At 31.8% G+C, this 12,984-nt stretch carries 11 protein-coding genes; 1 reads left to right on the top strand and 10 read right to left on the bottom strand.

The features are described from left to right. Positions 1-68: 68 nt before the first annotated feature. The 6 genes from HSX10_RS09520 to HSX10_RS09495 all read right to left on the bottom strand — a co-directional run bounded on the left by HSX10_RS09520 (position 69) and on the right by HSX10_RS09495 (position 5,271). Entirely contained in the window at positions 69-1,499 is a 1,431-nt protein-coding gene (locus HSX10_RS09520) for an FAD-dependent oxidoreductase (RefSeq protein ID WP_173587981.1), read from the bottom strand. 1 nt (position 1,500) lies between these two features. After that, positions 1,501-2,172, bottom strand: a complete 672-nt coding sequence (locus tag HSX10_RS09515; protein WP_173587980.1) for a phosphoglycolate phosphatase — start codon at positions 2,170-2,172, stop codon at positions 1,501-1,503. 174 nt (positions 2,173-2,346) lie between these two features. Next, positions 2,347-3,261, bottom strand: coding sequence for a cysteine synthase A (gene cysK, locus HSX10_RS09510; RefSeq protein WP_173587979.1), 915 nt, complete (start codon positions 3,259-3,261; stop codon positions 2,347-2,349). Positions 3,262-3,569: 308 nt separating this feature from the next. Continuing rightward, on the bottom strand, positions 3,570-4,103 hold the full coding sequence (locus HSX10_RS09505) for a hypothetical protein (RefSeq protein ID WP_173587978.1): 534 nt from the start codon (positions 4,101-4,103) through the stop codon (positions 3,570-3,572). Between the two features lie 45 nt (positions 4,104-4,148). Next, complete coding sequence (locus HSX10_RS09500) at positions 4,149-4,877, bottom strand: M949_RS01915 family surface polysaccharide biosynthesis protein (protein WP_173587977.1); 729 nt, start codon at positions 4,875-4,877, stop codon at positions 4,149-4,151. A gap of 28 nt (positions 4,878-4,905) precedes the next feature. Next, entirely contained in the window at positions 4,906-5,271 is a 366-nt protein-coding gene (locus HSX10_RS09495) for a winged helix-turn-helix transcriptional regulator (protein ID WP_173587976.1), read from the bottom strand. Positions 5,272-5,393: 122 nt separating this feature from the next. On the opposite strand from HSX10_RS09495, the gene HSX10_RS09490 reads away from it, so the two are divergent. Then, positions 5,394-6,011 (top strand): FMN-dependent NADH-azoreductase, encoded by a 618-nt coding sequence (locus tag HSX10_RS09490; RefSeq protein ID WP_173587975.1) that lies wholly within the window; start codon positions 5,394-5,396, stop codon positions 6,009-6,011. Positions 6,012-6,209: 198 nt separating this feature from the next. Here the strand turns inward: HSX10_RS09490 and HSX10_RS09485 are convergent, their stop codons facing one another. From HSX10_RS09485 to HSX10_RS09470, 4 genes are all read right to left on the bottom strand, one after another. Beyond that, the gene (locus tag HSX10_RS09485) at positions 6,210-7,424 is read right to left on the bottom strand and encodes a GAF domain-containing sensor histidine kinase (protein ID WP_173587974.1); all 1,215 of its coding nucleotides are present in this window, start codon (positions 7,422-7,424) and stop codon (positions 6,210-6,212) included. Positions 7,425-7,665: 241 nt separating this feature from the next. Further along, a complete protein-coding gene (locus tag HSX10_RS09480; protein ID WP_173587973.1) occupies positions 7,666-8,121 on the bottom strand; it encodes a DUF5063 domain-containing protein in 456 nt (151 codons plus the stop codon). A gap of 173 nt (positions 8,122-8,294) precedes the next feature. Continuing rightward, positions 8,295-9,737 (bottom strand): TolC family protein, encoded by a 1,443-nt coding sequence (locus HSX10_RS09475; protein WP_173587972.1) that lies wholly within the window; start codon positions 9,735-9,737, stop codon positions 8,295-8,297. Then, complete coding sequence (locus HSX10_RS09470; RefSeq protein WP_173587971.1) at positions 9,730-12,978, bottom strand: efflux RND transporter permease subunit; 3,249 nt, start codon at positions 12,976-12,978, stop codon at positions 9,730-9,732. Before HSX10_RS09470 ends, HSX10_RS09475 begins: the two co-directional genes overlap by 8 nt. Between the last annotated feature and the right edge of the window lie 6 nt (positions 12,979-12,984).

The raw sequence follows: 12,984 nt of genomic DNA, 5'->3' as shown, positions 1-12,984 counted from the left end.
TGAATAAAAAAATCCCCATAAATTCTATTAAAGAATCATGGGGATAATAAACTTTATAATTCTAATTATTAATTCTCAATAATTAGTTTTGATAATGCTTCAGGATAACCACGCTCAATAGTTAATTGCGAAGCTAATTGATCAATGTCTTCTTTAGAAACTTGATCTAATAAAGCGTTTTGATTTGTTCTTTTAGCAATTACAGGAATAATTTTTTCTTCTTGAATCTTAGTTATAATTTGATTGGCAACAGTCAATGCAGAAGATGCTTTAACAATTTCGCTTCGAGCATAAGATTTATAAGGAAAACTAACTTCCCCTACTCTTAAGCTTGGGTCATCTCCCGGTATTTGCTGTGCACCAAAAAGAGGCGGACCACCAACAGTAGCAGATTTAAACGACGGAACAAATTTTGAAACAGACTCGATTGCATTTTCTGTTCTAGTATTGATATCATCTGTTTTCCAACCACGAAATAATTTCTGATTAATGTCTTCTCCAAACTGAGGCTGTGCTTCATTAGTCTTAGACTGTATTAATCCATCTTTAAATAGCGTGATATTTTCTGTCATGCCATGAATTTGATAATAATCATCACTATAAGGTGTTAACTGCACCATACCATGTGGTGTACCACGTTCTCCATGAAAAATAAGTTCAGGTATTAATCCGGGTATCGGCTGCCATTTAGATACATAGGCCGCTTTAAATTCAATTAAACGCTCTGTGTTAATATGTAACGATTCATCAAATTTACCCGTTTTAAATCCACAAGAATTCACCAAATAATTTACTCTATAAACTTCATCTTTTGTGTAAATTTCCCAATTATAATCTACATTTTCATTTCTGACATCTTTAATATCAATTACTGAAGTATTAAGCTTTAAATTACAATTTTCGGTTTTATTTAAAGCCAATTGAGCTTGAGCTGCTAACCTAAAAAGATTCCACCCATATTCTTGAACTAAAGTTATTGGAGTCTTTAATTTTTCGTAATCAACTAATTTAATTGTATTAGAAATCCACTCGTCAGGAGTGTTCGGTCTTTCAACATTAGGTTGTTCTGCTAATTCAATTAAATCTTGTTTAGAATAAATTTTATAATAATCATCTGGGCTACCAAGAATTTCATTTAATGGATCTTCATCTATTAATGTTTTGTAGTACGCTACCAACATGTCTAGACGATTTTGAATGATATCTACAGCATATTTTTCTGATTTAGGAATGCTAATAAATGTAGGTCTTTTGTCTATAGATTCTGGAAATAAGCGTGCCATATCGATGGATTGCTTCATTAATATTCTACATTGCTCATCAGAAATATCGGGATAGAGGTTTCCACCTGCATGCAAGTGGCAAAACGGAGGTCCGTTTACAACACTTTTTTCTTGTTCAAATAAAATATTATCTATTCCGTATTTGGCCAACTCTAAAGCTGTAACTACACCCGAAACACCTCCACCTATAACACCAACATTATAAATTTTATTCATCTTAAAAAAGTTCTTGTAAATCTGCAAAACTATCGACCACTATTGTTGGGTTATAATCTGCAATATTTTCGTTATAATTATAGCCATAGCTAACACCAATACTTTGCATGTCTGCATTTTGAGCTGCAAGAATATCATTTTTAGAATCGCCAACCATTATGGTTTTCTCTATACTTGTGTTATTCTCTTTAATTAAGTGAATGAGAGGTAGTGCACTTGGTTTCTTTTCAGATAAAGAATCTTCACCAATCCAATTCTTGAAGAATTTTCTAATTTCTAATTTATCTAAAATAGGCTGAATAAAATCGAAAGGTTTATTAGTACATATCGCCATTTTATAGCCTTTTTCATCTAAATAATTCAAAGTCTCTAAAACACCAGGATACATAAAAGTATCTATACAAGTTACTTCTTTATAAGCCGATAAATAAATATCAAAAGCTTCTTCTAACAAAGTTTCTGAGAGCTCTTTGTTCTGAATTGAATGCTCTAGAGATCTACGCACCAAAGGTTTTGCTCCATTACCAATAAAAGGAGTCACTTGTTCAATTGTTAATGGCGAATAATTATAATATGCTAACATTTTATTTATGGCCAAAGTAAGATCTGGAATACTATTAATTAGTGTTCCATCAAAATCGAATATAATAAGTTCTTTTTCTTTAAAATTCACGATGCTAATTTTAAGACAAAGATGCGGAAGTTTTAATATACTTTTGAGTATTTATGTTAATATTAGGAACTATATTTTCATTGATTACTATTACAAAGGAATCAAAAAAGCAAAGCGATATAAAATAAATTTTATATCGCTTCTGTTATTTATAGATAATTCTATCAATTAAAATTACACTGTAAAAAGGCCATCTATAGAAAGGTAGCGTTCTCCTGTATCGTAATTCATTGTCAATATTATTTTTTCGTTAGGTATTGTTTCTAATTGTTTTCTAACAGCAGCTAAAGATGCTCCTGTAGAAATACCAACCAGAATACCTTCTGTTTTTGCTATATTTTGAACTTCAGAAAAGGCTTCTTCTTTTGTTATTTTAATAGCTCCATCAATTAAATCTCTATTAAACGTTTCTGGAAAAAATCCTGGACCAATGCCTTGTAAAGCATGTGGCCCTGGTTCTCCACCCGAAATGACTGGTGAATCGCTAGGTTCTACAGCAAATACTTGTAAGCCTGTAAATTTTTCTTTCAACACTTTAGACATACCTGATATATGCCCACCAGTACCAACACCTGTAATTAAATAATCAATACCTTCTGGGAAATCGTTAGCAATTTCTAAGGCGGTTGTTGTTTCGTGTATTTTTGGATTTACCATATTTGTAAATTGAGAAGGCATCCACGCATTTTTGTTATTTTCAACAAGCTCTTTCGCTTTTGCAATCGTGCCTCCTAAACCTAACTCTTTTGGTGTTAATACTAATTTCGCCCCGTATGCAGCCATTAAAGCTCTACGCTCAACAGACATAGATTCTGGCATGACTAACGTAAGCTTATATCCCTTTACTGCGGCTACCATAGCTAAACCAATACCTGTATTTCCTGATGTAGGTTCAATGATTTCCGTATCTTTTGTTAAAATATTTCTTTTTTCTGCATCTTCAATCATTGCTAATGCAATCCTATCTTTTATGCTACCGCCTGGATTAGATTTTTCAACTTTCATCCAAACATTTGCATTCGGAAATAATTTATTTAATTTCACTACAGGAGTGTTACCAATACCTTCTAAAATATTATTGATTTTCATAATTAATTATTTTTATTTTTTAAATAATTCAAAATGAGTTTAGTCTGATAAATAACATCTTTTTAAACTCATAATTTTTAGAGTTATAAAATTAATGCTTTTAAGTGGTAACAAGTAGTGATTGGGAATATCTTAAGATTTTTAGAAGTAGATTTTAAAGGAGAAAACTTAATTATTAAGATGTATTAAATCAAAAATTCACCAACCTACATTTATAGTATTGCAACTCTGTGTTTTTAATCTGTATCTGTAATATTGATGACGATAACCTCATTTGTTCTTTTATCAAATAATACTATAGAGTAATCTCAAGGAACATGAAAAAACCATGCTGAATCCTCTAAGTGATATGTGAATCTGTTTATCTCATTAAACCTATCATCATACTCATCTTTCACAAAATTTATGGCCGTTTTCCAAGCGTCTTTTACTTTTAAATTTCCATAAGCACCACCGTGGTGTAGTAATCTAGAAATGATTCCTGATAAATCAAAAATATCACTAGACCATTCCTTTTCTTCACAATTAGGTTGATCGTTTTCAATTTCTAAATCAGCTCGGCAATTAGCTAATTCTGGTCTATTAAAAAATCTTTTGATAAAAAATATTTCACTTAGCCTATTTCTAGAAGCAAACCATTGGAAGCAATAATGGTCTGATATTGAATATTTGCGAAGCTGGATACCGCCATTAATATGTGTTTTAGAAAATTTAGCTCTCATTTCTTCAGCACTTTTAGACCAATCATTTAATTCGGTAATAGTAATGTCTTCCCACATTTGAACAATTTCTAGATCCGTAGGAACTTCAGAAGTGTAATTTACTTTTAGTCTATTTGTCATATGGATTGCGCTGAAGCGGTATGTACTATTTATTTTAATACTATTTTACTCTTCGCATTTATTTCGATCCCAATGTTCTTTTAAGAACTTATTAAACACTTGTTCTTTCTGTAAGTTATCACTTGCAATAAACTCGCCACCATAAGGATTTTCTATATGCCCACAACCAATCATCGTTTCTCCGCTTAATTCATATTCTGTTTGTCCTTCGAACATTATTATTTTCAATATACCAGGGTCCATTCCGCCACGGCACATTAAAGCATATGTCATCGTTATTTCAGTTATTCCGTCATTGTCTAAATCCGTGATTGTTGTTGCTTTTGGTGTAAAACCGACAGAGAAATCTTCACCAAAACACTCGATATAATCATAAACTCTCCACTTTTTTTTAAACACTTTTTTAGAATTACTTTTTTCAAATAAATAGACGTATAATTCAGATTTGTCATGAAGCTTAAATTCAGTTGAATTTTTATTATAATCTTTCCATTTGAAACTTCCAAAGACTGTTTGAATTAAAATATTTTCTCCGTTAGAATCTGTCCATTTAAAGGCTTCTACAACGGTTCCTCTAAAATCAAGAGATTTAGGTATTTCATCATAATCGAGATGATCAATTTTAATTGATTTATCTGAGTTCTGTTTGTCCAAAATTCCTAACCCAATGTAAGGTTCTAATGTTTTGACTTTTTCTTTATTAATTTCAGTTTGACCAAATACAGAGTTTGAGATTATGAAAAATAATAAGATTATTAATGTGTGTTTTTTCATTTTTAGTTGTTATTTACAGCTATAAATATTACTCGTTTATTATTTTATTTCTATGAGATAAGCCCCATTCTCTCATTGTTTCAATTACTTTATCTAAAGATTTTCCATAATCTGTAAGACTGTATTCAATTGAAGCAGGTATTGTATCAAACACTTTTCTGTTTACTAAACCATTTGTTTCTAATTCTTTGAGTTCTTTAGATAACATTCGAGGTGTTATTCCTTCAATTTGACGTTCTAATTCTTTAAATCTATGAATTTTAAAAGAAAGTGCTATAATGATAGGTAACCTCCATTTTCCGCCAACGATATCTATAACATCGCGAACAGGAAGGATGAATTTTTTACATTCTGTTGGTGTATAAATATCCGTTTCATTCTTTTTTTTATTCATATTTAAAATTGACTTTAGAAGACATACTGTACTAGAGTATATTGCTATACTTTAGTATAGCAGTATATTTTGTATATCAAATTTAATATAAATTTGCCTTTAATAATAAAATAATATTAAATATGAAAAAGACACTAATTATAAGTTATACTCCAAGAGAAAACTCAAATACAAAACGAATGCTTGATTTCTTCATTGAAAATAATCAAGATAAAACAGAGATAACGTTTGTTGATTTAGCAGCAGAAGCTCCAGATTTATTATTAAAAGAAAATTTGAATCTTTATGTCAATCGAAATTTTGGTGGTGTAGCACTTACAGAAGAGGAGCAGAGTGTTTTAGCAAAAAACGATAAATTTAGGGATCAATTACTAGCTACAGATTTTGTAGTATTGGCAAGCCCCATGTTTAATTTTTCAGTCCCAGCAACCATAAAAGCTTGGTTTGATGCCGTTATACAATCAGGAAAAACCTTTACATATACAGAGACAGGCATTAAAGGGTTATGTGAAAATACTAAAGCTTTGATATTAATGACAAGTGGAAGTGATTTTGAAATTGAGCCTTATAAGAGCGTTAACTTTGCAACTCCGTTTTTACTTACAGCTTTTGATTTTATGGGAATTACTGCTGAAGCTATTAATAAGTTTGGAATGATACAATATGCTGATAAATCTGAACAAATGATAGAAGAGGCAAAAGAAAACATTAGAACTATTAGCTACAAATGGTATGTTTAGTGCAAAATTTTGTGAAATTTAGTTTAATGTCATTTTAGAAGAATAAACAGTAAGATGTTTATATATGAATAATGGTGTAATTAAGCACACAATTAAATACAAATTGAATATAAAGTCCTCAAATATTTTATTGCTTAGGATAAGGGTTAGTAATAAATTATATTGAGGATTATTTAATATCTTTTTTGTGCAATGAACCTAAGCTAATATTCTTCTAACAATTGTAAATACAAATTCGCTGTAAGAACCTAGCTCTGATGATACTGTAATTTCACCTCCTAAACTTTCTACAAGATTTTGTACCGTAGATAAACCTATACCGTGTCCTTTTTCTCCAGTATTATCTAAATGCCCTGTCGTAACAAATAATCCAAAAATAGTTTCAATTTTGTCTTTTTCTATTCCTCTACCGTTATCACGAACTTTAAATTCATAAAACTTGTCATCAACGCTTGCTTCTATTTCTATAATAGTTTTTTCTTTATCACTATACTTAAGACTGTTACCTATTAGATTTATAAAAATCTGCTGCAACGCCGTACTGTTACAATTAATATCAATGTTTTTTTCAGGAGTTAAGATTTCACAGTTATCTTTAATACTCATTAAATCTATAACGCCTTCTAACAAATCATTAATTCCAAATTGTTGGGTATCATCGATATCGTATGAGATGCATTCGTAATGATCTAATATTTTTGTAATATAATCGCTCATAGAAAGGGATGACTTTTTTAAATAATCTAAATATTCTTTTCCCTTGTCATCGATTAAGTTACTATATTTCTTTTTTACAATATCTGAAGTAAGTATTAAATTGGCCAATGGCATTTTAAGGTCATGCGATACTACAGCTGCAAACTCTTTAAGAAGTCCGTTATGTTTTTTAAGGCTTTCTTTTGTTATCGTTAATTCATTATTTTTTGTCCGTAATAATAAGAGTCTTTCAACTTGAGCCCCTAATTTCTTTAATGCCTCTTTTTGTTCGTTATTAAGAGAATTGGGTTTATGATCTATGACACAAAGTGAGCCTAAAGGCACTCCGTGTTCTGTTTTTAAAGGTATGCCTGCATAAAAAACCACAGGCTTTTCCTGCTCTGTTAGCGGATTATTTATAAACCGTATGTCGTTTCTTGCATCTGGCACTTCTAAAATATCTAAAGGATCTAGAATGGCATGCGCACAGAAGGATACATCTCGTGAAGTTTGGCAAGCTGTCAATCCTTTTTTTGATTTAAACCACTGTCTATCTTTATCTACTAGTGAAATCAGTGAAACAGGTGTACCACAAATAAAGCTTGCAAGTTCTGTGATGTTATCATAATCATCATCAGCAACTGTATCTAAAATTTTAAGACTATTTAAAACTTTTAGGCGCTCCGTTTCGTTGTCTGGTAATTTAGCAGAAATCATTTTTTATATTGATTGATTTATCGAAAATAAAGTAAATCATTTTCTTATTTATTGAAATTTTTGTTCAATTGAATGAGACTTCAAATTGAAGGTAACGTTTTTTTGTGTATCGTTAATTAAATAGATTAGTAACCAAGTTAACAAATAACAACTTAATACACAATTTACTTTGCTCAATTAAACAACTAAAAAACATTTAATTACTCTATGATCCGTATGTATTTTTTAAGCCGGTAATTTGTTAGCCTTTTTTATCTTTTAAATATTTCAAAAAATCAACAAGATGTTGTTCTGAGTGATTTTGCATTAAATCTTTAAAACACCATTTTGCATATTTCTCACTCGCATTCTCAAATTGCCATTTAATTTCTAACATATCCTTAATGATATCACTTAAATCGTCAATTGCATCACCTGTCACCAAGTACGCATCTGGTATTATTAAGTGAGATTCAAAAACTGAATGATACCAACCAATATCAGGAAAATTTGCCTCAATGTTTTTCTTTATTGAGTCATAATCAAAAGTCGGATCACCTTCAAAATCTTCATCATCAAATTCTACGTCTAGATTAAGATATTCAGAATAAATCCCTATTAAGAGTTGTTGAATTTCAAGTTCTTTATTAGCCGACTGGACTTTATCATTAAGTCCAAATTCTGTAATTCTATTTATGAGTTTCTCTAAGTTTTTCAATGCTTATTTTAAATTTGTTTCAAATGGTTACAAGGATATAAATATACATGATATTCATCATTATTTTTAGAGAAGATGCATTTGTATAATTAGGATTCTGTTCTAATAAAAAAAGCCATTCTGCAATACTGCAAAATGGCTTTCAAAACTAGGGGTACTCTTTAACTAATTAACTAATTCCATCCACCACCTAAGGCTTGGTAAATTTTTACGTTGGCCAAAAATTGATCTCTTTTGGTTTCAATAATTTCAATTTTAGAATCTAAAGCTTCTCTTTGTGTCATTAAAACTTCTGTGTATTCTGCTCTTGCAGATTTAAAAAGTTGTATTGACAAGTCAATAGCTTCTGTCATGGCATCTACTTGTTTGGCTTTTAAATCATAATTTTCTTTTAAATTATTAATATTAGAAAGCTCATTGGCTACTTCCATATAACCATTTAAAATAGATTTTTCATATTCAAAAACGGCTTGTAATTGTCTACTGTTTGCATTACTATACTCTGCTTTTATAGCATTTCTATTAATTAATGGACTTACAACATCGCCAACTAAAGAGTACAAAAGGGATTCTGGTGTACTTGTTAAATATTTTGTTTTAAAAGCCTGTAATCCAACACCTGCTTGTATACCAATAGAAGGATAAAAATTAGCTTTGGCTATTTTAACATTTAACTTTGAAGCTGCTAATTCATATTCTGCTTGTTTAATATCCGGTCTATTAGCCAAAAGCTGTGACGGAATACCGGCTTGAATAGCATCAATAGGACGTCCTATAAAATCATCAGAATCTCTATCTATGGTCTGAGGATAACGACCTAAAAGAAAATTGATTTTATTCTCAGTTTCTACGATGCTTTGACGGATTTCAAACTTATTACTTTGGTTTTTATAAACCTCAGCTTCAAAACGTCTTACAGCTAACTGTGTAGCTCTTGCTGCTTGCTTTTGTAATCTTACCATTTTTAAAGCATTTTTCTGAATCTCTAAATTCTGCTCTATAATGTTTAACTGATTATCTAAAGCTAAAAGCTCGTAATACGAATTTGCAATTTCCGAAACGATGTTGGTCACCATGAAATTCTTACCCTCGATAGTGCTTAGATATTCTAAAACCGCTGCTTTTTTACCGTTACGCAGTTTTTTCCAAACATCTAATTCCCAAGACACATTTAAGCCTACAGAAAAATCAGTTAAAGGCTCAGGAAACTCTTCGCCATCACGAATATCTAAATTATGCTCTACAGCACCATCTCGAGTATATTCTCCTACTTTTTCAACTTCAGCACCAGCATACACATTTACAAAAGGTAAGTATTCTCCTTTTCTCACCTTAACCTCATTATTAGCCATCGAAATTTTCTGTAGCATAATGTTAAGCTCTTGGTTATTGGCCAAAGCCGTATCAATTAAAGCTATCAATTTTGGATCAGAGAAAAACGTTTTCCATTGTACAGTAGCGACATTAGAGGAATTTGATGTTTCATTTTTATACTGCTCTGGCATTGCCTTATTTTCTTCTCTTATCGCTTTTTGTGTTGGCACACAAGAAAAAAGTAACAACAAGGCGAGAACACCAAATAATTGTGATTTTCTTATCTTTATTATATTATTCATCGTCTTTATTTTTACCAAATTTTTTGAAAAGTTTTGTGAGTTTACTAATGTTTTCAGCATTAACTTCACTTTGATTAACAGCTTCACTTGCATGCATCATTTCTTCAGAAATAGGCTCACTAGCTTCATCTTTAATCAAGGTTTTACCTTCTGCCATTTTAGCAAAAATGTAATACAAACCAGGAATAATTAAAACCCCAAATAAAGTTCCTATTAGCATACCTCCTAAAGCAGAACTACCAATAGTTCGGTTTGCAATAGCACCAGCTCCTGAAGCTATGATTAAAGGAATTAATCCGGCTATAAAGGCGAATGACGTCATTAAAATAGGTCTAAATCGGGCTTTAGAACCTTCAATAGCAGCTTCTAAAATTGTAGCTCCTTGCCTTTGTTTTTGTACAGCAAACTCTATAATTAATACAGCATTTTTACCGAGTAAACCAACTAACATTATTACACCAATCTGTGCATAAACATCGTTAGCTAATCCCATACCTTTTAACATAATAAACGATCCAAAAACCCCAATTGGTAAGGATAAAATAACAGCTAAAGGCAATAAGAAACTTTCGTATTGAGCGGCTAGTACAAAATATACAAAAATGAGCACCACTAAAAAGATGTAAATAGATTCGTTACCCCTTTGGGCTTCATCAAAACTTAAACCTTCCCAAGCAATATCATAACCTTTTGGTAATTGTGTTGCAGCAACTTCTTTAATGGCTTTAATAGCATCATCACTCGTAAATCCTGGTGCAGGCAACCCTCTAATTGAAGCTGAATTGTAAAGGTTATAACGTGTAATTTCGTTAGGCCCTAATTTCTTTTCAATACTCATAAAAGCAGAATAAGGCACCATTTCACCTTCTTCATTTTTTACAAATAACTTCTCAAGATCCGTAGGTAAGCGTCTATATTCTGGTGCAGCTTGCGTGTACACTTTAAAGAAACGACCAAAACGAATAAACCCTTGCTCGTACGTACTACCAATTAAAATATTAAGGTTTTCCATGGCTGCACCAATAGTAACCCCTTTCTGCATAGCAATTTTATTGTTTATTTTCAATTCGTATTGCGGATAATTCGCAGAGAAAAATGTAAATAAACCTGAAAGTTCTTCACGTTCAGATAAAGCTTCCATGAATTCATTATTCACGCTTTCAAAATGATGATAATCTGTTGAATTTGTCTTATCTAATAAACGCATTGCAAAACCTCCTGAAGATCCGAATCCCGGAACTGCAGGTGGTTCAAAATATTCTATAATGGCTCCTAAATCTTTAGTTTTTTCTTCAAGCTCTTCCATGATTTCATGAACAGAATGCTCACGATCAGACCAAGACTTCAAGTTAATTAAACATGTACCTGCATTAGACCCACGTCCTTCTGTCATAATCTCATAACCCGCTAAAGAAGAAACAGATTGAACACCTTCAGTATCTTCACATATTTTTTGAAGTTTCTTAGCCACTTCATTAGTACGCTCTAAAGTTGCACCTGGTGGTGTTTGAATAATTGCATAAATCATTCCTTGATCTTCGTTAGGAATAAATCCTGCTGGTAATACTTCATTTGTAAAGAAAATACCCGCACAGAATGCTAATAATATTCCAAAAGTAATGAAGCGTCTAGCTACTATTTTATTTAAAATCGTAACGTAACCACCTGTTAGTTTATCGAAACCTCCGTTAAACCAATCAATAAATTTATCTAATGGAGATGTGCGTTTTTTACCATGATTATTTTTTAATAACATCGCACAAAGCACAGGTGTTAACGTCAATGCAACAATGGCAGAAATTACAATAGAACCCGCCATGGTAATGGAAAATTGTCGGTAGAAAACCCCAACAGGACCTGTCATAAACGAGATAGGAATAAATACAGAAACCATAACCAAAGTAATGGCCACAATAGCTCCACCAATTTCACCTAAAACTTCAGAAGATGCTTTGTATGGTGTAAGATTTTCTTCGTGCATTTTTACGTGGACGGCTTCTACCACCACAATAGCATTATCAACCACAATACCAATGGCTAATACTAAGGCGAAAAGTGTAATAAGGTTAATGGATAACCCAAACATCTGCATCACAAAAAAGGCCCCAATTAAGGAAACAGGAACAGCAATAATAGGAATTAAAGTTGAACGCCAATCTCCTAAAAATAAGAACACCACAATAGCTACAAGAATAAATGCATCTCTTAAAGTATCTATAACTTGATCGATTGAAGCATCTAAAAAATTAGAAACATCATAACTAATTTGGAAATCAATTCCTGGTGGTAAATCAACTTCTAATTCGTCTAGTTTTTCTTTTACAGCATCAATAACATCACTACCATTACTACCAAAGGTTTGTTTTAAAACAATAGAAGCTGAAGGATTTCCATCTAGGTTAGAGTAAATATCAAAAAATTCACTTCCTAATTTAACATCTGCAATATCTGCAAGGGTTACAACCTGGCCTTCTTTATTGGCTTTAATAATAATCTCTTCGTATTGCTCTGGTTCGTTATATCTGTTTTGATACGTTAATACATACTCTAAAGATTGAGCAGTTTTCCCAGAACTACGACCTAAACGACCAGGTCTCGCCAAAATACTTTGGTCTTCCATGGCTTCTAATACTTCTTCTGCAGAAATATTATAAGCACGCATACGATCTGGTTTTAACCATACTCGCATTGCATATTTTCTACTTCCTAAAATCTGAGCACTTGCAATACCATTGATACGCTGTATTTCTGGAATAATTTTAGTGTAAGCATAGTTATAAAGAAACTTTTCGTCATTGTCTTTATTTTCACTCGATAGGTTAACGTACATTAACATACTTGGCTGAACAGGAGTAATAATAACACCTTCACGTTGTACCAGTTCTGGTAATAACGGCATCACCTGATCGACTCTCGTTTTCACCCTTACTACGGCTTCATTAGGATCTGTACCGGGTTCAAAAATAACACGTACCGTTCCTTCACCTGCACTTGTAGCATCTGAAGCAATGTAACGCATATCTTGTACACCATTAATTGCTGTTTCTAATGGGATTAATGTTGAATTTACTAATACATCAGCACTAGAACCTGGATAAGCAATAAAAATATTGACCGTTGTAGGTGCAATTTGTGGGAATTGAGATATAGGTAATTGCTTTATAGCAAGGCCACCTATAAATATAATGATCACCGAAATGACAATAGCCAAAACGGGTCTTTTTATAAATCTTTTAAACATAATTTT

This window comes from Winogradskyella undariae (assembly GCF_013285155.1).
GTDB lineage: Bacteria > Bacteroidota > Bacteroidia > Flavobacteriales > Flavobacteriaceae > Winogradskyella > Winogradskyella undariae.
This window is presented reverse-complemented; position numbering and strand designations above follow the sequence as displayed.

Bases quoted from the DNA above. Each gene is read 5' to 3' on its own strand.
- HSX10_RS09520 (WP_173587981.1), bottom strand. From the start codon at position 1,499: ATGAATAAAATTTATAATGTTGGTGTTATAGGTGGAGGTGTTTCGGGT.
- cysK (WP_173587979.1), bottom strand. From the start codon at position 3,261: ATGAAAATCAATAATATTTTAGAAGGTATTGGTAACACTCCTGTAGTG.
- HSX10_RS09505 (WP_173587978.1), bottom strand. From the start codon at position 4,103: ATGACAAATAGACTAAAAGTAAATTACACTTCTGAAGTTCCTACGGAT.
- HSX10_RS09500 (WP_173587977.1), bottom strand. From the start codon at position 4,877: ATGAAAAAACACACATTAATAATCTTATTATTTTTCATAATCTCAAAC.
- HSX10_RS09495 (WP_173587976.1), bottom strand. From the start codon at position 5,271: ATGAATAAAAAAAAGAATGAAACGGATATTTATACACCAACAGAATGT.
- HSX10_RS09490 (WP_173587975.1), top strand. From the start codon at position 5,394: ATGAAAAAGACACTAATTATAAGTTATACTCCAAGAGAAAACTCAAAT.
- HSX10_RS09485 (WP_173587974.1), bottom strand. From the start codon at position 7,424: ATGATTTCTGCTAAATTACCAGACAACGAAACGGAGCGCCTAAAAGTT.
- HSX10_RS09475 (WP_173587972.1), bottom strand. From the start codon at position 9,737: ATGAATAATATAATAAAGATAAGAAAATCACAATTATTTGGTGTTCTC.
- HSX10_RS09470 (WP_173587971.1), bottom strand. From the start codon at position 12,978: ATGTTTAAAAGATTTATAAAAAGACCCGTTTTGGCTATTGTCATTTCG.